General features: G+C 63.9%; 21 protein-coding genes. 10 read left to right on the forward strand and 11 right to left on the reverse strand.

The window, feature by feature from the left end:
- The first annotated feature begins 226 nt into the window (after positions 1 to 226).
- Positions 227 to 568, forward strand: a complete 342-nt coding sequence (locus B0G73_RS04645; protein ID WP_106278312.1) for a BON domain-containing protein — start codon at positions 227 to 229, stop codon at positions 566 to 568.
- Between the two features lie 205 nt (positions 569 to 773).
- Here B0G73_RS04645 and B0G73_RS04650 read toward each other — a convergent pair whose 3' ends face one another.
- The gene (locus B0G73_RS04650) at positions 774 to 1,226 is read right to left on the reverse strand and encodes a PA2169 family four-helix-bundle protein (RefSeq protein WP_106278314.1); all 453 of its coding nucleotides are present in this window, start codon (positions 1,224 to 1,226) and stop codon (positions 774 to 776) included.
- Positions 1,227 to 1,594: 368 nt separating this feature from the next.
- Here B0G73_RS04650 and B0G73_RS04655 point away from each other — a divergent pair, with 368 nt between their 5' ends.
- Positions 1,595 to 1,837, forward strand: coding sequence for a hypothetical protein (locus B0G73_RS04655; protein WP_106278316.1), 243 nt, complete (start codon positions 1,595 to 1,597; stop codon positions 1,835 to 1,837).
- 107 nt (positions 1,838 to 1,944) lie between these two features.
- Here B0G73_RS04655 and B0G73_RS04660 read toward each other — a convergent pair whose 3' ends face one another.
- The 5 genes from B0G73_RS04660 to B0G73_RS04680 all read right to left on the reverse strand — a co-directional run bounded on the left by B0G73_RS04660 (position 1,945) and on the right by B0G73_RS04680 (position 4,668).
- Entirely contained in the window at positions 1,945 to 2,526 is a 582-nt protein-coding gene (locus B0G73_RS04660) for a hypothetical protein (protein WP_106278424.1), read from the reverse strand.
- A 93-nt stretch (positions 2,527 to 2,619) separates the two neighbouring features.
- Positions 2,620 to 2,964: a DUF1488 domain-containing protein gene (locus B0G73_RS04665; protein ID WP_106278318.1), complete on the reverse strand. Its 345-nt coding sequence runs from the start codon at positions 2,962 to 2,964 to the stop codon at positions 2,620 to 2,622.
- On the reverse strand, positions 2,961 to 3,524 hold the full coding sequence (locus B0G73_RS04670; RefSeq protein ID WP_106278320.1) for a DUF4142 domain-containing protein: 564 nt from the start codon (positions 3,522 to 3,524) through the stop codon (positions 2,961 to 2,963). Before B0G73_RS04670 ends, B0G73_RS04665 begins: the two co-directional genes overlap by 4 nt.
- A 102-nt stretch (positions 3,525 to 3,626) precedes the next feature.
- Complete coding sequence (locus tag B0G73_RS04675) at positions 3,627 to 4,178, reverse strand: type 1 glutamine amidotransferase domain-containing protein (protein ID WP_106278322.1); 552 nt, start codon at positions 4,176 to 4,178, stop codon at positions 3,627 to 3,629.
- 148 nt (positions 4,179 to 4,326) lie between these two features.
- The gene (locus tag B0G73_RS04680; protein WP_106278323.1) at positions 4,327 to 4,668 is read right to left on the reverse strand and encodes a chemotaxis protein; all 342 of its coding nucleotides are present in this window, start codon (positions 4,666 to 4,668) and stop codon (positions 4,327 to 4,329) included.
- Positions 4,669 to 4,868: 200 nt separating this feature from the next.
- Between B0G73_RS04680 and B0G73_RS04685 the strand changes: the two genes are divergently transcribed.
- A complete protein-coding gene (locus B0G73_RS04685) occupies positions 4,869 to 6,188 on the forward strand; it encodes a DNA topoisomerase IB (RefSeq protein WP_106278325.1) in 1,320 nt (439 codons plus the stop codon).
- 84 nt (positions 6,189 to 6,272) lie between these two features.
- On the opposite strand, the gene B0G73_RS04690 is transcribed toward B0G73_RS04685, so the two are convergent.
- Both B0G73_RS04690 and B0G73_RS40390 read right to left on the reverse strand, forming a co-directional pair.
- A complete protein-coding gene (locus B0G73_RS04690) occupies positions 6,273 to 6,566 on the reverse strand; it encodes a hypothetical protein (RefSeq protein ID WP_181196491.1) in 294 nt (97 codons plus the stop codon).
- A 204-nt stretch (positions 6,567 to 6,770) separates the two neighbouring features.
- Positions 6,771 to 6,914: a hypothetical protein gene (locus B0G73_RS40390; protein WP_181196492.1), complete on the reverse strand. Its 144-nt coding sequence runs from the start codon at positions 6,912 to 6,914 to the stop codon at positions 6,771 to 6,773.
- A gap of 27 nt (positions 6,915 to 6,941) precedes the next feature.
- Here B0G73_RS40390 and B0G73_RS04695 point away from each other — a divergent pair, with 27 nt between their 5' ends.
- From B0G73_RS04695 to B0G73_RS04710, 4 genes are all read left to right on the forward strand, one after another.
- Entirely contained in the window at positions 6,942 to 7,469 is a 528-nt protein-coding gene (locus B0G73_RS04695) for a PRC-barrel domain-containing protein (RefSeq protein WP_106278329.1), read from the forward strand.
- Between the two features lie 153 nt (positions 7,470 to 7,622).
- On the forward strand, positions 7,623 to 8,009 hold the full coding sequence (locus B0G73_RS04700) for a DUF3175 domain-containing protein (protein WP_106278331.1): 387 nt from the start codon (positions 7,623 to 7,625) through the stop codon (positions 8,007 to 8,009).
- A 91-nt stretch (positions 8,010 to 8,100) separates the two neighbouring features.
- Positions 8,101 to 9,420: a sodium:proton antiporter gene (locus B0G73_RS04705; RefSeq protein ID WP_106278426.1), complete on the forward strand. Its 1,320-nt coding sequence runs from the start codon at positions 8,101 to 8,103 to the stop codon at positions 9,418 to 9,420.
- Between the two features lie 66 nt (positions 9,421 to 9,486).
- On the forward strand, positions 9,487 to 10,056 hold the full coding sequence (locus B0G73_RS04710; RefSeq protein ID WP_106278333.1) for an aromatic acid exporter family protein: 570 nt from the start codon (positions 9,487 to 9,489) through the stop codon (positions 10,054 to 10,056).
- On the opposite strand, the gene B0G73_RS04715 is transcribed toward B0G73_RS04710, so the two are convergent.
- Positions 10,057 to 11,016, reverse strand: coding sequence for an AraC family transcriptional regulator (locus B0G73_RS04715; protein WP_106278335.1), 960 nt, complete (start codon positions 11,014 to 11,016; stop codon positions 10,057 to 10,059).
- 116 nt (positions 11,017 to 11,132) lie between these two features.
- On the opposite strand from B0G73_RS04715, the gene B0G73_RS04720 reads away from it, so the two are divergent.
- Positions 11,133 to 11,504 (forward strand): carboxymuconolactone decarboxylase family protein, encoded by a 372-nt coding sequence (locus tag B0G73_RS04720; RefSeq protein WP_106278336.1) that lies wholly within the window; start codon positions 11,133 to 11,135, stop codon positions 11,502 to 11,504.
- 30 nt (positions 11,505 to 11,534) lie between these two features.
- Here B0G73_RS04720 and B0G73_RS04725 read toward each other — a convergent pair whose 3' ends face one another.
- Positions 11,535 to 12,587 (reverse strand): aldo/keto reductase, encoded by a 1,053-nt coding sequence (locus B0G73_RS04725; RefSeq protein ID WP_106278338.1) that lies wholly within the window; start codon positions 12,585 to 12,587, stop codon positions 11,535 to 11,537.
- Between the two features lie 256 nt (positions 12,588 to 12,843).
- On the opposite strand from B0G73_RS04725, the gene B0G73_RS04730 reads away from it, so the two are divergent.
- Together B0G73_RS04730 and pdeR are read left to right on the forward strand one after the other, a co-directional pair.
- A complete protein-coding gene (locus B0G73_RS04730) occupies positions 12,844 to 17,316 on the forward strand; it encodes a DEAD/DEAH box helicase (protein ID WP_258193168.1) in 4,473 nt (1,490 codons plus the stop codon).
- 227 nt (positions 17,317 to 17,543) lie between these two features.
- Entirely contained in the window at positions 17,544 to 19,547 is a 2,004-nt protein-coding gene (pdeR, locus tag B0G73_RS04735; RefSeq protein ID WP_106278342.1) for a cyclic di-GMP phosphodiesterase, read from the forward strand.
- Between the two features lie 75 nt (positions 19,548 to 19,622).
- Here the strand turns inward: pdeR and B0G73_RS04740 are convergent, their stop codons facing one another.
- Positions 19,623 to 20,507 (reverse strand): crotonase/enoyl-CoA hydratase family protein, encoded by an 885-nt coding sequence (locus tag B0G73_RS04740; RefSeq protein WP_106278344.1) that lies wholly within the window; start codon positions 20,505 to 20,507, stop codon positions 19,623 to 19,625.
- Positions 20,508 to 20,923: the final 416 nt, after the last annotated feature.

Below are 20,923 nucleotides of genomic sequence, written 5' to 3' on the forward strand. Positions count from 1 at the left end.
CACACCGCTTGCGTCCCTGCAGTATGTGGACGGACGCCGGTCCGTGCATGCCAGACGCGCAAGCAACTCGGAAGCGAAACGCATGCACAGACCGTCGGCCGGTGTCGATAACGGGCCCTGACGGAACCGTAGCGGCAACGATCCCACGCGTGTCATCAGCGGTTTCGACCGCGATCGACCGCAGGCAACAAGACCGCAATTTTGATCAACACCCGAAGGAGAAACCATGAAGACCATCCAACTTCTGAAGACCGCAGGTAGCATCGCTTGTGTCGCTTTCGCACTGAACGCGACGAACGCCATGGCGCAAAGCAGCGCCCCGTCGGCGGCATCGGAAACCGTCGGCCAGCATGTCGACGACGGCGCCATCACCACCAAGGTCAAGGCCGATCTGCTGGCCGCCAAGAACGTCAAGTCGACGCACATCCACGTGAAGACCCGCAAGGGCGTGGTGTGGCTCACGGGCACGGTGCCTTCGGCCGACGACAAGGCAGCGGCCGGTGAAGTCGTGGAAGCCGTGAAGGGTGTGTCGAGCGTGAAGAACCATCTGAAGATCGCCGCCGAATAAAACGGCGGGTCTGGCCGGACGGTGTCGATCTCGGTCGGCACCGTCCGGTGCTCATGACTCACAGCAACGACAAAGCCATACGCAATGCGAATGGCTTTTTTTACGTGCGGCTCGCTTTGGAGTTCTGCCCGTCGCAATCCGATGCGATCCGGCTCGATCCGAAACAACCGGCGCCCTTTTCGGGCGCCGGTCACTCACCTATTTCTTAACGCTTCGCCGCCGCATATTGATCGCGTAGATCACGCACGCGATCATGATTCTGCAGCACGCCCTGATACTGCCGCTCGACGATTGCCCGCACATCCGCCGGCAATTCCTTTTCGAGTGCATCGTGATAGCGCTTCTTCGCGACGTCCTCGCCCTTCTCACACTCGGCGAGAATCTCGTGGTCGCTGCGATCCGTCACAGCCGACTTCACGTCGACCCAGCCGCGATGCAACGCGCCGCTCATGCTGCCGCCCGTTTCGGGCTTGCCGCCCAGTCCTTGAACCGCGTCCTGCAATTCACGCGCGCCGCGCGCGCAGTCTTCCGCGCGCGACAGGAATAGCGTTTTCAGCTGTGCGTCATGCGCATCTTCGGCTGCCTTGCGAAAGCCCTTCTCGCCATCCTTCGACGTTTCGACCAGATCGTTCAGCACGGAAACAACGTTCGTAGCCATTCAATACCTCCAGGGGTTTCGTTAGTCACGGAATCCGCCGCCGGAGATAAGTTGCCCGAATCGCGAGGCACTCTCCCTCCGGCGACGGAGTTCATAGATGCGTTCGCACGGCGCGTGCCCGGAACACGCGGCAATGAACGTTTGCGCGCTGCGTCGACGCGCGGGTCCGATCTTGCCAACACGCGTAAATCTTGCCCGCCGCTACGCGGCGCAATCGGCGGCAACGCCCCGCGCAGCGGGCTTCTGCTCGATGGCACAACGGTTGCTTAATATGCTCCGCCCGAGCACGCGTGCATGCAACAACACACGGCAAGACGTGCCAACGGATTGAAAAGAATGGGCAAGCAACAACGACAGGGAGAATCACCATGAAGATCAGGAGCGCAGAATTTCTCGCCGCCGTCGCGATCATCAGCTCGGCAACTGTGATGCAGATTCGCGAACACGTGCTGGCGCAGGAAGCGCCGGCTTCGCAAGCGCAGGCTACGTCGCCGTCATGTGGCTTGACGCATGACGGCTTGGTGTCGGCCGCCTGCGAGGCGACGCGCGACAAGCATCAGGTCGATCGAGCACCCCAACCCCAGCGCAGTGCGCCGCAAGTCTGGGTTTGAGCATGGGTTTAGGTGCTTGTTTGAATAGCGACCGGATAGGCAAAAAAGAACGGCCCGATCGATATCGGGCCGTTCTGCTAATTACCGCGAGGAAAATATCCAGCGATTCAAGCACTCTTCTCGCTGAACTCGCTGAGCGGCACCGGCTTTTTCAACGGATCGAAGTCGGCCCAGCGCCCCTGCTGCCAGCGTCCGCTCGCGCGCTCGATGGCCATGCCGCCGGCTTCGCGCAGCACCCGCGCGGCATCGAACTGATTATCCGGCGAGACATGCACGGCGACCAGCACGCCGGAATCGCGCGTCTCTTCATGGAATGCCGAACGATGGCCTGTGTGGCCGGCATCGCGCGTAAGGGACATGGCGCCGACCAATGAGCCCACATATGCGCCGACGCCCGCGGCAATCAACGAAACGATAATCGGCGCGGAGAAAGCCGCGAAGATCCCGACGCCCACCACCGCGCCGGCTACCGCGCCGATCGTGACGCCCATCCCCGCACCTTTGGGCGCCTCCTTGGCGCCGGCATCGGTGCCGGTGTCGCCGCCGATCGGATAACGCGCGTGCTGACCGCGCGGATTGACGAAGAACAGCGTGACGTCTTCCTCGACGAAACCTGCGTTGAAGAGCTTAGCCGCCGCGTCTTCAGCGGCGGGAAAAGTCGTAAAGCGTGCAGCGACGATGAGTGACATAAGGCCTCCTTGCATCGTTGATAGCGTTTGCGGACCATGCCGCCGCATTTCGCCGCGCGGCATCGCGCGCGCGAGCGGCGGCACGCGCCGGCCTTACGCTGTGGTGCCGCGATCCGGTTCCATGCCTTCCACTCTGAACAGTCCGCTATGCAACACTACGCCTTCACCGTCGTTCTGGTCGAGTGCTTCGGCGCAAACCGAACGGATACGTTGACGACCTTTGTCGAAAGCCGACATCAGCGTGGCTTCCAGGGCGGAATCGGCGCCGAAATGATCCTCGAGCGCCTCGGCGGTAATCGTGCATACGACCGGCTCGCCGTCCACCCGCGCCATGAAGCGCACGGTCAGGTTCGCTCCGTCGAAGACCGGCTTGTCGTCGGAAAAAGTGATCTGCATAAGGGAATCCTCATAGGCCGGCCGCGGCCGGATCGCATTCATGGCGAACCCTTCATTGCGCCGGCGAGTTGCTGCGCCATCGCGAGATGATGTTTGATGGTCGGCAGCGCGTGCGCGGCTGCGGCCTTGAGTTGCGCGTCGGTGCCGCTGGTGCTTTCCTGCTGGAAGAGATCGACCGCTCGCTGGTGTGCTTCCACCCCAACCTGCTCAACATAGGCCTGATCGAAATCCTTGCCCTTGAGCGTCTGGAGTTTGCCAACCAGCGCGGAATCCGCCGACGGCGTCGAGGTGAAGCCCTTCTTCGAGACGAGCGCCGCCATGCCGTGCGAGAGTTTCGTGTGATCCGTGATCATCTGCTGCGCGAATTTCTTCACGTGCGGATCGCTGGAATTCTTCAGCGCGACTTTGCTGGCCGCGATTTCGGTGGCGTCGGACTGCGACGCGTCCTGCACGAATTGCTGATCCGCCGGCGAAAGCTTCGTGCCGCTGACCGGCGCAGCGCTCGCCGGGGCGTCGCTCGCCTGCGCGTAGACCGCGCCGATGGACGCCGCGCTGAAACTCAGTGCGACGGTCATCGCTTGTAGGGAATACCGGATTTTCATGCATTTTCTCCCAGGTCGACGGATACGCCGAAGCGGAACCGATAAGACGGAGCGCAGCCTTCATTCCAACTCCGCGCGCGCTTCGTCACCTTCAATACCAATTCATGCCGCCTTGCGTTTCAACAATTGCGCAATCAGCGTTCTGTTAAAGGCCGGCAGATCGTCGGGCTTGCGGCTACTGATCAGATTGCCGTCTTCCATGACTTCCTGGTCCACCCAGCTGCCACCGGCGTTGCGAATGTCGTCCTGCAGGCTCGGCCAGCTCGTCATCGTGCGGCCCTTAACGATTCCAGCCGACACCAGCAACCACCCGCCATGGCAGATCACCGCGATCGGCTTCTTTGCGCCGTCTGCTGCCTTGACGAAGGCTTGCGCCTGCGGCAGCAGACGGATGGCGTCGCCGTTGACCACGCCGCCTGGCAATACCACCGCGTCGTAATCGTCCGCGCCGGCCTTGTCGAAGGTCGCATCCACCTCGACGGCGTCGCCCTTATCCACGTGCTTGAAACCCTGAATCTTGCCGGGCTTCGCTGAAATCACATGCACTGTCGCGCCCGCCTCGACGAGCGCGCGTTGCGGCTCGATCAGTTCCGCCTGCTCGAATCCGTCCACCGCGAGTACCGCCACCTTGTAACCATTCAACGCACTAGCCATCCCTCATCTCCTTCGTTTCAGTGCCGGGCCGGCAATGCCGCGTGGCCAGCCCCTTCGATTAACTCAATGTGAGCAAAGTACGTGCCCATACGTCCGGACCGCACGCCCGGTTCACGCGCCCGCGTGACGCCTGCCGCCCCACGCCCGTTCACAAACCTTGCGGGTCATCGTCGAGGCCGTCATCGTCATTGGCCAGCGGATCGATCACACGGTCCGGCTCGATGTCCGCATCCGGTATCAGGGTGGAATCGCCGTCGGCGGCGGCGCGTTCACCTGTGCCGGCACGATCTGTATCGCTGCCGAGTTCGGTGTCGCCGGTTTCGAGCGCGTGATTGTCCAATTCGGTATCCACGTCGAATTCATGACGCTTCGCACCGGCCACATCGCTGCCGCTATCAGACGAATCGCTCGGGCCGAGCGCGCCGGTCGTGCCGGCGGTTCGTTTGACGACCTGTTGCGGCTCTTCATCGGGATTCAGGGTGCTGCTCATGGCGCTCTCCTTGGTTGATTCGCTTCGTTCAATACACGTAGCGAGCTTCCGCAAGGACTGTTCCGCCCGCTCGCGAAGCAATTCCGAAACAACCTTGGCGCCATCCCCGCCGTGCCGACGACGGCGCCAGGCATTGCCGTTGCTTGCAGGCACGGTCACCGGCGCCACGCGCCTTCTGCTTGAAATTTCTACCAGCGACGATGGCTGCTACAACGACCCCGATTCAACGCCGCCCTGCACGCGCGGACGACGACAGCGCTAAACAGTCCACGCCCGCCGCCCTGCCGCCGGGCCTGCGCCACGCCGACGACACCAGGCCCGGCGTCACGCGCCAGCGTGAAAAGGACGGCTTCGCGTATTTCGACGTGACGGGCAAACGCATCGGCGACGAAGACGAAATCAAACGCATCAACGCGCTCGCCATTCCGCCGGCGTATGAAAACGTGTGGATCTGTCCGGATCCGCGCGGCCATATCCAGGCGACGGGCCGCGATGCGCGTGGCCGCAAGCAATACCGCTATCACCCGCGCTGGCGTGAAACGCGCGACGCGGACAAATACGAACGCATGGCCGAGTTCGGCCGTGCGTTGCCGAAGATCCGCGCCCGTGTCGCGCGCGACCTGAATCTGCCGGGCATGCCATGCGACAAAGTCATCGCCGCGATCGTGCAGTTGCTGGATACGACGCTGATCCGGATCGGCAGTGTCGAATACGCACGCGATAACCAGTCGTATGGCTTGACGACGCTGCGCAAGAAGCACGTGAAGATCGAAGCCGGCCAGTTGCGCTTCAAATTTCGCGGTAAAAGCGGCGTCGAACACGACGTGACAGTGAACAACCCGCGCGTCAAACGCATCGTGCGGCGTTGCGCCGATCTGCCGGGCCACGACCTGTTCCAGTATCTCGACGCAGACGGCACGCGCCACACCGTCGGCTCCGCCGATATCAACGACTATCTACGCCGCGCGAGCGGTGCGGACTTCACGGCCAAGGACTATCGCACGTGGGCCGGCAGCGTCTATGCGCTGGCCGCGCTGCGTCGCCTGATATGCAGCAGCGCGGCTGAAGCTCGCCGTCATATCGTCGCGACCGTGAAGGACGTGGCGGCGTTGCTGCGCAATACGCCGGCCGTGTGCAGGCGTTGCTACATTCACCCCGCCGTGATCAGTTCGTTCGAAGCGGACGAGTTGCAGCGCCTCGCGCCCGCTGAATCGCGCCGCGGGTTGAAAGCGGATGAAGTCGCGCTGGCCACGCTGCTTGCGGAGGCGGAGAAACGCGCGGCGAAGCTCGCACGGCAGGCGGGTGCGAAAGGCCGCAAGGCGCGCGAATCGGCGGTGGCGGAAAGCATCGACGATTCGATCACGAGTCTGCTGAAGAAATCGCGCGTGGTGCGCAAAGCGGCAGCCGCGAAGGTCGATGCAAAGACGGGAGCGCAAGCTGCACGGCGAGCCGCCGCACCTCGGGTGGCAGGCGCGCGCGCGGCGAGTGCGTCGCGTGCAGTGAAACAGCCCGCGCCTTAGAACCTTGAAACTGGAGAGATCACAGCGCGGGGCCTGTCGCGCTTCTTGAATCGTCGCGTTTGGCCCCGCCGCTTCACTGCGCGCTCACTGACCTTTCGTATCGCTGCTTGCGTCCGCGCCCGGCGTATTGGTCGAATCGGTCATCGGCTTCTTGGTTTTCGTTTTGGACATGTGATGCGATTTGGAGCCACTGGAACTCATCGCTCCCGATGTGGGTTGTCCATTCGTGGTCGGTGCCGCTGTCGCCGCGCCGTGAGCGTTCCCCGAACCGCCGGTGCCGGCACCGCCGCCGTTACCGTTGCCGCCGCCCGCTTGGGCGAACGCCGCGCCCGACGTCGCAACGAGTGCCGACACCAGCAATGCTTTTGTATGTTTCATCAAAGTCTCCGTGGATAGATGGACAGCGCGCGCAAATGATCAATCGCGCTGCTGGCCAACCATCCCGCAAGGGCTATGCCGCATTGCAAGGACATGCCGCCAGCCTCATTGTGAAACGCGTCGTCGCGAGCCAGTCAGTCGGCAGTTGCTCCTTAGCTGTCTTCCTCTTCTCCGACGAAATATTTTCAATCGTGTCAGCACGCTTTACGCGTTCAACGCCACGTCCGGCACGCCGCTACGCACGCGCTTCGCGCAAACCGCGCGCGTGTACGACGCATGGAGCACCTCGCGCAATATCGCGCGCACGCCTTGCGCCACACCAAGGAACGCCGGTTGCTCAACTTGCACACACCCAACCTGTAGAGGAGGCTCATCATGGTGAACCAGACACAGACGCAAGGCGGCATGCGCCAGGAACAGGGCGCCCGGGTCATCGGCAAGGGCAGCGCGACCGCGGACGGCCCCGGCCCGGACGTGATGGCCGCCGCCACACTCGACGGCAACAAGGTACTCAGCAGCGACGGCGAGGACATCGGCAAGATCAAGGACATCATGCTCGACGTCGGCTCGGGCCGCGTTGCGTATGCCGTGCTCTCGAGCGGCGGCTTTCTCGGCATCGGCGACAAGCTGCTCGCCATTCCATGGCATGCACTGACGCTCGATACCGGCCGCAAATGTTTCGTGCTGAACATGACCGCGGAACGCGTGAAGAACGCCCCGGGCTTCGACAAGGACCACTGGCCATCCATGGCGGACCAGACCTGGGCCACGTCCGTGCATCAGTACTACGGCAGCGAACCCTACTGGGGCCGCGACTCGAACTTGCGTCGCGACGACTATGGCGTGGGCGACGTTCCGCCCGCGTCGTCGGATGCGCCGGAGGCCGGCGGCCTGAAGTTGTAACGCGTGCTCACGGTCGGCGCACGTGGCCGTAGGGCGCCACGTGTGCTGACACCGATGCGCCGGCATGCCGCCATCGCGGCAGCCGGCGCCTTTCACTTTGAGAGCACAATGAGCGTGATCAGCGCGCGCAAGATTTGATAAGGAGGCGGCAGCATGGCCACACGCAAATCCACCAGCAAGTCCAGGCGCCCGGTCACGCGCGGCAAGTCGGGCCGGCCGCCGCGCCAGCGGCATGCCAAGGCTCACGCGGCGCATGCCGCTAAAAGCCCGAAGAAGTGGTCGCATCACGTGATGGAAACCAGTGACGCGATGGATATCCAGCACGATGTGTTCAAAACCGGCAGCGCGGAATCAATCGCGCAATCGCTCAAGCAGTCATCCACGAAGAGCCGCCGCCGCAAAGGCACGCCGTTCCAGTCGGCCATGTCGATGTTGAACTTCTATATCAACCGCGCCGGCAAAAACCTGCCGAAAACGCGCCGCGACACCTTGCAACAGGCCAAGCGCAAGCTGCGCGAAGCATTCGGACGCGCGCCCTGAAATGACACGCCAGTAATCGGCGCGGCGGGGCGCACCGCTGTTCAACCGGCCACGCATGCAGCACGCGCATGCGGGCCCTCACCGGATGCTCATGCACGAAACTTTGTGGTTTCTCATTGTTGGCGCCGTGCTCGTTTTCATGGGCCTGGCGGCGACCACACTGCGGCGCCTACCCATCAGCGCCGCCATGTTTTATCTCGCGATCGGCTACTTTCTCGGGCCGCCCGGTGTTGGCTTGCTGCACCTCGATATGATCGCCGACGCGCACCTGCTGCGCACCATTACCGAAGTCGCATTGCTCGTCTCGCTGTTCGCTATCGGCCTGCGGTTGCGGCTTGGCATGCTCGAAAAACTCTGGACCGTGCCGCTGCGTCTGGGCTTTCTTGCGATGCTCGCGACCATTCCACTGCTGATGCTGTTCGGCGTGTACGTCCTGCATCTCGGCTGGGGGCCGGCCTTGCTGCTGGCGGCGATCCTCGCGCCGACCGACCCGGTTCTGGCCCACGATGTGCAAGTGCACAACCCGGGCGACCACGATCTGCTGCGCTTCGCGCTCTCCGGCGAAGGCGGACTGAACGACGGCATCGCGCTGCCTTTCGCGATGCTCGGCCTCGCGTTATGCGCGGCGCCCGCCGCCGAAGCGGGCGATCTGTTGAACCTGGCGCTCGCAGGCAGCATGGTGTGGGGCGTGGCGGGCGGAATCGCGATCGGCGGCATGCTCGGCTGGGCCACCACACACGCGGTGACGTGGCTGCGCACGCGCCACGCGCAGGCGCTCGGACTCGAAGGTTTTTTTGCGCTCGGTTTGATCGTGCTGTCGTTCGGCGCCGCGCAGCTTGCGCACACCTATGGCTTTCTGGCCGTGTTCGCCGCCGGTGTCGCGATGCGCCGTGTCGAACACCGCGCGAGCGGCGGCCAGTCGCCACGCGAGACCATCGGCACCGTGGATTCCGCAGACGTCGAAGCGACCGCGGCGAATCCGAGCAAGGCGCACGCGTATATGACGGAGTCGGTGCTCGGCTTCACGATCGAGCTCGAACGCATCGCCGAGGTCGCCGTCATGGCAATGGTCGGCAATGTGCTCGCCACGCTGCACACGCCGCTCTTTACCTGGCACACCGTCGCGCTGACCGCGGCGCTATTCGTGCTGGTGCGGCCGGCAGCGGTGGAGTTGTCGCTGCTCGGATCGAGCGCGACGCCGGCGCAGCGCCGTTTGATGAGCTGGTTCGGCATACGCGGCATCGGTTCGTTTTACTACCTCGCGTACGCGCTGGAAAACGGCGCTGCAACCGAGGTCGCCCCACTCGTGCCGTTCACGCTGGCGGCGATCGCGGCGTCCGTGGTGATTCACGGCGTTTCGGCGACACCGTTGATGAGTTGGTATCGCCGGCTGCGCAGTCGTGAAGGTTAGTTCGACCGTCAATTGGAGTCGCTAGAATACGTGACCTTCATGCCGCAACAAGGCTCCTCCCATCCGATGATCCCACCCGACGATTCCCGACGCACCGCACGGGCGAGCGCCGCCAACTCGCTGTTTGCCTTTCTTAAGTCGTTGCCGCTCGGCGAGCGCCTGATCGAAGGCAGCTTCATGGCTGTGCAGGCGGTCGCCGGCGCGAGTCTGGCGGTCGCCATCGGCCGCCTGCTGCATACGGAACAAAGCTTCTGGGCCGCCATCACGGCGATCGCGGTCAGCCAGCATAGCTATGTCGACACCCGCAACCTGTCGCGCGATCAATTCATCGGCGCGATGCTGGGCGGCTTGTGCGGACTGGTGGGCGCCACGTTCGGCGCCGGCTATTTCGCGGCTTACGCGGCCACGGTGGGCGTGGCGATCGCCCTGTGCTGGACTCTGAATGTCGGCAGCGCGGCGCGCCTGGGCGGAATCACGGCAACGATCATGCTGCTGGTGCCGGGCATGGGGCCCGCGTGGGACAGAGCCCTGCTTCGCCTCGGCGAAGTGACGCTCGGCACGGTCTGCGCGTTGCTGGTGGCCTTTCTGATGTCGTGGATCGAGCATCGCTGGTTGGGCAAACCGGGCAAGCCGTAGCTAGATTTCCGCCCCATCGTTCTCTTGCGGACGACGCCGGTAGCGTCCCGGCGGCACGCCGACACTTTGCTGAAACGCCTTGCCGAAAGCGGCTTCCGATTGATAGCCCACCGCCTCGCCGATCTCGGCCGCGCTGCGCTGCGTGCGGCGTAGCAGATCGCAGGCGATGGTCATGCGAATCTGCGTAAGAAAGTCCATCACCGTCATGCCCGCGCGCTCGTTGAAGTGGCGTGCGTAAGTGGCGCGCGACATGGCGGCGAGAGCGCCGAGTTCGGCGATGGTCCACGCCCGTTCGGGCGCGCTCAGCATGCCCTGCACGGAAGCGCCGAGGCGCGCGTCGCCAAGCAAGGCGAGTACGCTTGACGCCGAGGCGTTCTGCTCGCCGTGCGCCCTCAGCGCGATGGCGAGCAGCGCGTGGCTCAACGCGGTGACGATCGCGAGCGCGCCCGCCTGGCGTCGTTCGGCCTCGCTGCGCATCAGCGCGATCACCGTTTGCAGCGAGCCACGCGTTTCCATGCCGCTCAGCGAGACATGCAACGGATCAGGCAGCGCGTTCAGCAGCAATGCCGACGAACCCGGCGAATAGACGAAGCGTCCGCACAGAAGATCGAGGTCCGCGGGCACGCGCGCGCTGTCGTTCCCGTCGTGCCCGTCGTTGCGTCGCAACGGCAGCATGCCGTCATGGCTTTGCGTCAACGGTGCGGTGGCGTTCGAGCGCTGCACATCGCGCACCCGATGCGCCGCGCCGCGCGGAAACAGCATGAAGTCGCCCGTGCGCAACTCGCGCTGGGCGCCGTCGGCGGTTTCGACGACGCACGCGCCGTCCAGCACCAGATGAAACGGCGCGATGCCCGCTTCCAATTGCCCATGATCGATGTCGAAGGCGCCCGACAGCAGGCAACGCAGGTCGAGACTGGCTTGGGGCCGGGCAAGGTCGATCAGTCGGCTAAGCGTATCCATGAGACGATCGCGCTAAAAGTTGAGCGAATCGAGTATTCAGGATATCGCGGCGCGGCGCAATACTTGTCTCACGACGCCGGCACTTGCCGACGCGCATCACCCCAAGGAGCACTGCCATGTTGAACTGGATCGATTACCGTCAGGAACTGTTCGGCCGTATCGGCGAAATCGCCAAACTCTCGCCGGATACCGTCAGGGGCTATCAGGCGCTGTCGACCGCCGGCCAGAAGAAGGACCTGCTCGGCGCCAGGACGCGCGAACTGATCGCGCTCGCGGTGGCGGTCAGCCTGCGTTGTGACGGCTGTATCACTGTCCATACCGCCGAAGCGCTCAAGCATGGCGCAACGCGCGAGGAAATCGCCGAAGCGCTGGGCGTGGCGATCGCCGTCAATGCGGGCGCCGCCATGGTGTACTCGGCTCGCACGATGGATGCCACGGCGGCTTATACAGCGCAGGCGTCTGACGCAGCGCAGGCTGCTACGGAATGACCGGCGGCATCGCGAGATGCCGGGCTGCCGCTACACCGCCGGATGCCGCGCCTCTTCGAGCTGTTTGCGACGCGGCTCGCCCTGACGCTCCAGCATCCAGCCCGGATATTCCGTCGGCAGCGCACTGACCTGATCGAGTTTGACGAGGTCATCCGCGGTGAGCGAAACGCCGGTCGCGGCGATATTGTCGTCGAGCTGCTCGACCTTCTTCGCGCCGACAATCACCGTGGTGACCACCCGCTGATGCAGCAGCCACGCGAGCGCAATCTGCGCGACCGACACCTGCTTCGACTCGGCGATCGCGCGCATCACGTCGATGCAGTCGTACGCGCGCTCGCGATTGACCGGCGGAAAATCGAACGTCGTGCGACGGCTGCCCGCCTCGCCCTGCTGCTCACGCCCATACTTGCCGCTCAGCAGGCCACCCGCAAGCGGACTCCACACCATCAGGCCGAGGCCTTCGCTGTGCAGCATCGGCGCAAGTTCGCGTTCGAGGTCGCGGCCCGCCAGCGTGTAATACGCCTGCAACGTTTCGAAGCGCGCGAGCCCGAGGCGCTCGGAAATGCCGAGCGCTTTCGCAATCTGCCACGCGGCCCAGTTCGACACGCCCACGTAGCGCACATGGCCATGCTGCACGAGCGTGTCGAGCGCGCGCAGGGTTTCCTCGATCGGCGTGGCCGGATCGAAACCGTGGATCTGATACAGGTCGACGTGATCGAGTTGCAGACGCTTCAAACTCGCCTTCACGCCGTCGATGATGTGATAACGCGAAGCGCCGCGCGCATTGGGAAACTCGCCCGTCTGGCCGAAGACTTTGGTGGCCACCACGATCTTGTCGCGCGGCACCTTGAGGTTTTTCAGCGCCTGGCCCGTGATCTGTTCGGACAGGCCCTCCGAATAGACGTCGGCTGTGTCGATGAAATTGATGCCCGCGTCGAGCGCCCGGCCGACCAGCCGCTCCGCGTCCGCCTGCTGCAGGTCGCCGATCTGCTTCCAGATGCCCCCGCCGCCGCCGAAGGTCATCGTGCCCAAACATAGCTCTGAGACAAAAACACCGGTACGGCCCAACTGGTTGTATCGCATCGTCGAGACTCCATCGTGGTTCGTGGATGGGTGAGGCGTAGAGAGTACTGCAATCGGCAAAATCCGGCAGCGCGTGACTCAGGCGCGCGTCACGCGGCAAAAATTCCCGCAACGCGGCTTTCGCTCGCGACATAAATGCCGATCCGCAGCCCTCGGCAAAACTGGGGTAAACCTGCCAGACTAACTCCTGAACCATGCAACCGGCAGCTTTCGCCGCCCTCTGGATATGGCACGCCTCGCCCCCAACTATGCAAGCATGACTTCGGCTTCCACCACTACTGCTGCTTTGGGCGCGGCGCCCGCCGTCACATCCGTCGCGACGCCCGCCATCGGGCTCTCGACGGCCGGCGCGCTCGCCGATTTCCATCCCGCGGTCGCGAGCTGGTTCCTCAAGACCTTCCCCGCGCCGACCGACGCCCAGGCCGCCGCGTGGCCGCAGATTCGCGGTGGCCGCTCCACGCTGGTGGCCGCGCCGACCGGGTCGGGCAAGACGCTCACCGCCTTCCTGTCCGCGCTCGACGATCTGGTCCAGCAGGGCCTCGCCAACGGCGGCGCACTGCCCGACGAAACGCTGGTGGTCTATGTGTCACCGCTGAAGGCGCTCTCCAACGACATCCGCCTCAACCTGCAGTTACCGCTGCAGGGCATCGCCGCGGAACTCGACGCGCGCGGCTTGCCGCCGCTGGATATCCGCACCGCCGTGAGAACGGGCGACACCACGCAGCAGGAACGCAATGCGCTGAAGAAGCGCGCACCGCATATTCTCGTCACCACGCCGGAATCGCTTTACGTGCTGCTCGGTTCGGACTCCGGCCGGCGCATGCTGTCGACCGTGCGCACGGTGATCGTCGACGAAATTCACGCGCTCGCCGGCGGCAAGCGCGGCAGCCATCTCGCGCTCAGCCTGGAACGGCTCGACGCGCTGTGCCAAAGGCGCTTGCCGCGAATCGGTTTGTCGGCGACGCAAAAACCGGTGAGCGCGGTCGCGCGCTTTCTGGTGGGCGGCGGCAGCATCGACAGCGGGATTCCCGCCGACTGCGCGATCGTCGACGTGGGTCATATTCGCGAACGCGACCTGGCGCTCGAGATTCCGCCCGTGCCGCTCGAAGCGGTCATGCCCAACGAAGTATGGGAGCGCGTCTACGACCGCCTCGCCGAATTGGTGGCGATGCACCGCACCACGCTGATCTTCGTCAACACGCGCCGCATGGCCGAGCGCGCCGCGCGTCATCTGACCGAGCGGCTGGGCAAGGACGTGGTCGCCGCGCATCACGGCAGTCTCGCGAAGGAACATCGTTTCGACGCCGAACAGCGCCTTAAACGTGGCGAACTGCGCGTGCTGATCGCGACGGCTTCGCTGGAACTCGGCATCGATATCGGCGACGTCGATCTGGTCTGCCAGATGGGTTCGCCCCGCGCGATCGCGCCGTTCCTGCAACGGGTCGGGCGCTCGGGCCACCATGTCGGCGGCATGCCGAAAGGCAGACTGTTTCCGAATTCGCGCGACGATCTGATCGAATGCGCCGCGCTGCTCGATTGCGTGCGGCGCGGCGAACTCGACGCGCTACGCATTCCTCGCGCGCCGCTCGACGTGCTGGCCCAGCAGATCGTCGCGGAAGTCTCGAGCGCGGAATGGAACGAGGACGCGCTGTTCGACCTGATGCGGCGCGCGGCCCCATACGCGGACCTGACGCGCGACCAGTACGACGCCGTGCTGCGCATGCTTGCCGAAGGCTACACGAGCCGCAACGGTCCGCGCGCCGCTTACGTGCATCGCGACGTGGTGAGCGGCACGCTGCGCGGCCGGCGCGGCGGCAAGCTGGTCGCCGTGACGTCGGGCGGCACGATTCCCGAAAACGCCGACTATGCCGTCGTGCTCGAACCGCAGGCCATCAATATCGGCACCGTCAACGAGGATTTCGCTGTCGAAAGTCTGGCCGGCGACGTGTTTCAACTCGGTAACGCGTCATATCGGATTCTGCGGATCGAAAGCGGGCGCGTGCGGGTCGAAGACGCGCAGGGCCAGCCGCCGAATATTCCGTTCTGGCTCGGCGAAGCGCCGGGGCGCAGCGACGAGTTGTCATTCGGCGTCGCGCGTCTGCGCGAACAGATCGCTCGCCTTCTCGACGATAAAAACGCGGCGGCCGAGGAAACGGGCGCCGAAGCCGACACGCTTTCCGCCCGCATCGACCACGCCATCGACTGGCTGATCGACAACCTGCATCTCGACGAAGCCGCCGCGCGCCAGATCGTCGACTATCTCGCCCGCGCGCGCGCCGCGCTCAGCGTGCTGCCCACGCAGAACACGCTGGTCATGGAACGTTTCTTCGACGAATCTGGCGGCACCCAGCTCGTGATCCACGCGCCGTTCGGCAGCCGGGTCAACCGCGCGTGGGGCCTCGCGTTGCGCAAACGGTTTTGCCGCACGTTCAACTTCGAGCTGCAAGCCGCCGCCACCGAAGACGCGATCGTGCTGTCGCTGACCGGCAGCCACTCCTTCGTGCTCGACGAAGTATGGCGCTATCTGCATTCGAACAGTGCCGAGCATCTGCTGATTCAGGCGCTGCTCGATGCGCCATTGTTCGGCGTGCGCTGGCGCTGGAACGCCACGACCGCGCTCGGCCTGCCGCGATACACGGGCGGGCGCAAAACCGCGCCGCAATTGCAGCGCATGCGCAGCGAAGATCTGCTCGCGAACGTGTTTCCCGAACAGGCCGCGTGTCTGGAAAACGTGGTCGGTGAACGCGAGCTGCCGCATCATCCGTTAGTGGAGCAAACCGTCGACGACTGTTTGCACGAGGCGATGGACAGCGAACGCTGGATCGCGCTGCTGCGCCGTATCGAACAGGGCGACGTGCAACTGGTCGCGCGCGATTTGCCGGCGCCCTCGCCGCTCGCCGCCGAAATCCTCAACGCGAAACCGTACGCCTATCTCGACGACGCGCCGATCGAGGAACGCCGCACGCAAGCCGTGCTGAACCGCCGCTGGACCGACCCGTCGAGTGCCGACGATCTGGGCGCGCTCGATGCCGACGCCATCGAAAGCGTGCGCGACGAAGCATGGCCGCAAGCGCGCAACGCCGACGAGATGCACGAAGCGTTGACCGGCCTTGCCTGCATCACCGAGGCCGAAGCGCGCCGCCACGAAGGCTGGCCGGCTTGGCTCGCTTCGCTGGCCGAGTCCGGCCGCGCCACCCGCCTGCAGCTCGCCCACGATTGCGCCCTGTGGCTGCCGGTCGAACGTGTCACCTGTTTTCAGGCGCTCTATCCGCACGCTGAATTCGCGCCGCCGCTGGCCGCGCCGAAAGGTTTCACGGAAAGCTGGAACGAAGACGACGCGCTGATCGACGTGCTCCGTGCGCGTCTGACCGGCTTCGGCCCGCTACCTGTCGGCGCGATTGCCGACGCGCTGCAATTGCCGGCCGCATCGGTCGAACAGAGCCTGACGCGCCTCGAAGCCGAAGGCTACGTGATGCGCGGCCGCTTCGCGCCGCAAGCGGCCGAAGAAGAATGGTGCGAACGACATCTGCTCGCGCGGATTCACCGTTACACCGTGAAACGCTTGCGGCGCGAAATCGAGCCGGTGGAGCGGCACGATTTCATGCGCTTTCTGTTCGAGTGGCAGCATCTGACGCCGGACACACGCAGCGAAGGGCGCGACGCGCTGGCCGCGGTCCTCGAACAGCTCGAAGGTTTCCAGGCCGCGGCGGCCGCATGGGAGGAAGACATCCTGCCCGCGCGCGTGAAGGCGTACGCGAATACTTCGCTGGACGAACTATGCCGGGCCGGCAAGATCGTCTGGACGCGCCTGACGGAACGCGCGCGCGGCACCGGCGGGCCGATCCGCAGCACGCCAATCGTGCTGCTGCCGCGTGCGCAAGTGCGCGTATGGAGCGCGTTGCTCGATCCGTCGAAACAACCGGAGTTGTCGGCGCGCGCGCAGAGCGTGTATGAAACGCTCCTGCAACACGGCGCGATGTTCTTCGACGAATTGCTCGCCGAAGTTCGCGTATTGCGTATGGAATTGGAGAATGCGCTGGGTGAGCTAGTGGCGGCGGGCCTCGTGAACTCCGACAGTTTCGCGGGCTTGCGCGCGTTGCTGAAACCGGTTGCCAAACGCAACGCGTTTTCCAGCAACCGGCGCGCGCGCTCGAGCGCGCTGATCGGCGGCATGGACGATGCGGGACGCTGGGCGCTCGTCAGCCGGCCCACCGCCGGTCCTGCTGCCGCGACGGAAAATGTGCCGGAGCGCCGCCGGCAATTGCCGCCCGAAGTGCTGGAACATGTCGCGATGACGCTGTTGCGCCGTTATGGCGTGGTGTTCTGGCGTCTGCTCGAACGCGAAGCCGAGTGGCTGCCGCCGTGGCGAGACCTGCTGCGCGTTTTTCAGCGGCTCGAAGCGCGCGGCGTGATTCGCGGCGGACGCTTTGTGAACGGCCTCGCCGGCGAACAATTTTCGCTGCCCGAAGCAATTCCCGTGCTGCGAGAAGTGCGGCGACATGCGAACGACGGTGCTTTTGTCTGTGTCGCCGGGACCGATCCACTGAATCTCGCGGGCACTTTGCTGGTTGGCGAACGGGTGCCCGCAGTAGCGGGAAACCGCATTCTGTATCGCGACGGGGTCGTGGCGGCGACGCTCGTGGCAGGGACTTTCTGGTTCGAACCGTCGCTGGAAGCGGTTCCCGCCGAAAGAGAAAAGGCTCGCGCGTGGCTGGCGCGGCGGTTTTAGCTTTTGGAATGCGCGCGGATCGCCGTAAATTACCTGAGTGTGACGGAAAAAATAGCATGTAGAAAAGGGCGTGAAAAAGCCTAAAGGCACAAGTTTTACTGACCGTAAATCTTTATAAGCCTTATTCCAATCGCTTCGCTACAATGGGGACAGTCTTAAGTATGATGAAGACTGTCTGCCGCCTCCGCCTTCAAGGCGGCCACCGGCACACACCGCCCGGGGAGCTCATGAACGACGACCAACACGAGCAGGTGCTATTTGCCCAGTTCGGCACAAGCAGCCCATGCTGGCGTCTGTCGAACGACAGCAACGCGCTCGAACTCACGCCCGTCACTGGCGACGTGCCGGCCAGTGTCGCCATTCCGTTGAATCCTCAGCAGGCTTCGCAAATCCGTTGCCTCACAGGCGTGACCTCGCACCTCGTCCTCGACGTGCGGCTGTTCGGCGAACCGTTGCGTCTGCATCTGGTCGGTAAAAAACTCAGCAGCAACAGTTGGGCCGGCACCGCCTCGGCCTATGACGACACCGAATCCGTCGCCCGCGATCTGGTGCACGGCCTCTCGTTTGCCGAACAGGTCGTGTCCGAAGTGAATTCGGTTGTCGTGATCGTCGACCGGCATGGTCGAATACAGCGCTTCAACCGTCTTGCCGAAGAACTTACGGGCGTCAAGGAAGAGAACATTGTCGGCCGCAACGTCTGGGCGTTGTTCATGTCCACCGAAGACGGCGCGGCCTCCAGCCAGAACATTGCGGGCTTCTTCAATCGCGGTGTGTCGTACGAAGTCGAGCGGCGCGTCAAAACAGTGCATGGCGAGCGGCTGTTTCTGTTCCGCAACAAGTTCGTGCAGAGCGGCAGCGGCATCGACGAACAATTCCTGATCTGCTCCGGCACCGACATCACCGAGCAACGGCTCGCGCAGGAACGCCTCACCGAACTGGCGAATACCGACTCGCTCACCGGCCTCGCGAACCGCAACGCGATCCAGGACAAGATCCGCGCCGCTATCGAAGACGCAGCGCCAGGCGAAGCCGTCGGCGTGCTGTTCCTCGACCTCGACAACTTCAAGAAGGTCAACGACCACTACGGCCACGTCTTCGGCGACCGCCTGATCCGCGACGTGTCGTCGGCCATCGGCGAGTGCCTGAATGAAGGCGATACGCTCGCGCGTCTCGGCGGTGACGAATTCATCGTCCTCGCCGCCAAGGGCACGGCGCACGAACTCGAAACCACCGCGCAGCGCATTCTCGAACGCATGCGCACACCGTTCGCGCTCGGGCTCGTAGAGGTCTACACCGGCTGCTCGATCGGCATCGCGCTGTATCCGGAACATGGCGACAGCCTCGAATCGCTGATCCGTTCCGCCGACACGGCCATGTACGTCGCCAAAGACGAAGGCAAGCGCACGCACCGCGTGTTCTCGCCGGAAATGAACCGCCGCGTCGCCGAGTACATGTGGCTCGACACCAACCTGCGGCGCGGCCTCGAAGAAGGCCAACTGACGCTGCACTACCAGCCGAAACTGTCGCTCGCCACCGGCGTGGTGCAGGGCGTCGAAGCGCTGGTGCGCTGGAATTCGCCGGAGCGCGGGCAGATCATGCCGAACGAGTTCATCCGTTACGCGGAAGAGTCCGGGCTGATCGGCGTACTGGGCCGCTGGGTCATGGAAACGGCCGCGAAACAGGCCGCCAAATGGAAGGCGGACGGCTACAACCTGCGCATCGCAATCAATGTGTCGGCGCGGCAACTGGTCGATACGGCCGTGGTCCGCCATTTCAGCGAGGCGTTGCAGAACGCCAGGCTCGACCCTTGCCTGATCGACCTCGAACTGACCGAGAGCTGCCTGATCGAAGACGAAACGGCCGCGATCGATCTGATCAAGCAGTTCCGCCAACTCGGCGCGCAGGTTCATCTGGACGATTTCGGCACGGGTTATTCGTCGCTATCGCAGCTCGGCCGGATTCCGCTCGACGTCATCAAACTCGACCGCAGCTTCGTGCGCTCGATCAACGCCGACACCAAAGCGCAGGCACTCGTGCGCTCCATGGTGGCCGTTGCGCAGGAATTAAATTTCAAGGTGGTCGCCGAGGGGATCGAGACCGAGTCGGAAGAAGTGTTCATGAAGGGCCTGGGCGTGGATTACGTGCAGGGCTTCCTGTACGGTCAGGCCATGCCGGCGGCTGAATTCGAACGCTGGTTGCAGGATAGACAGAAGCTCAGGCTGATTGCCTGAGCTTCTGGTGCCGCCACCGTTGCGGCTCGTTGTGGTCGAACCCGCGGTCGAACCCGTCGCCGACCTCGGGTCAGTTCAGGCGAAATTGGCCGCGCTGGCCGTCTGACGCAGGTTCGAGGTGCGGCGGTTCTGCAGCGTCACCAGCCGCTCCATGAAGGCGAGGTCCTTCTCCTCGATCGTGAAGGCGGCGTCGACCCAATCCTCGGTGATTTCCATCAGCTCGGCGCGCGAGAGTTGCAGCACGCGCTGGCGCGCCCGCAGCATCGCCCGGATGCCGTTCATTTTCGGCTTGAGCGTGTCGATGAAAGTACGGGTCGCCATATAGGCTTCGCCGGGTTCGAACAGCTGATCGACCAGACCCTTGCCGTAATGCCATTCGGCCGTATGCGATTCGCCGACGCCGATCAGCTCCTCCGCGAGCCGCATGCCGGCCTTGCGCGCCACCAGTGAATAACCGCCCATGCCCGGGAACAGGTTGAACGCGATCTCCGGGAAGCCCATACGCGCGTCGCTCTGCGCGAGCAGGAAATGATGCGCGAGCGCGGCCTCGAAGCCCCCACCGAGTGCCGTGCCCTCCACCATCGCGATCGAAATCGCCCCCGTGTCGAATCCCCGCGACGCCGCATGCACGCAATCCACACAGGCGCGCGCATAGGACATCAACGCCTGACGCTTGCCGGCGCGGATCGCGTCTGCGAAGAAGTCCAGATCGCCGCCGACGTTGTACATGGTCGGAATCAACGAACCGGTGACCCAGAAATCGATCGGCAATCCTGATTCCCGTGCTGCCTGCGCGAGTTCCAGGATGTCATGCACCAGATCGAGATTGAAACAGGGACGCGGCTGCGCCCGCAACATCATCCACATGACATTGCGGCCTTCTTCGTAGTAAGCCGAAATTTGAGAAAGATTGCCGGCTTCGAGGAACGGACGGCAGGCGTGATGGTTATGCAGATTCATTTTGAACGGTCCTTTTAAGGTTAAACAGTGGTATTGCTATGCGAGCCTAAAGCAGACCGGAATTGGATGGGAGCGGGGTAACCAACAGATGAATGCAAGCCGCGTTCAAAATCCCGCCAGCAGGCGTTCTGCGGGAAAGAGAACGCACAGGGGGCATGTCGTATCGACGCAAACGCTTGCGCACCGAAAATGGGCGAAATCAACCCGCAAACAGGCGCGCGGCGCGCAATCAGTTTGCGCGCGGCCGGGGATTGAATGTCTTACCGGAATGGCAAGAAAGAGAAATTGTTTTCGATTAGAAAATGCAATCGAAAATGATAAGCGGCGAATTATTTTCTTCTGCGATGGGTTGGCTAACAGACGGTGTATGCGCTTCGCATAATCAAAACGCGGGCGACCCATCGCGCCCGCGCCTT

The sequence above is a fragment of the Paraburkholderia sp. BL25I1N1 genome (assembly GCF_003002025.1).
GTDB lineage: Bacteria > Pseudomonadota > Gammaproteobacteria > Burkholderiales > Burkholderiaceae > Paraburkholderia.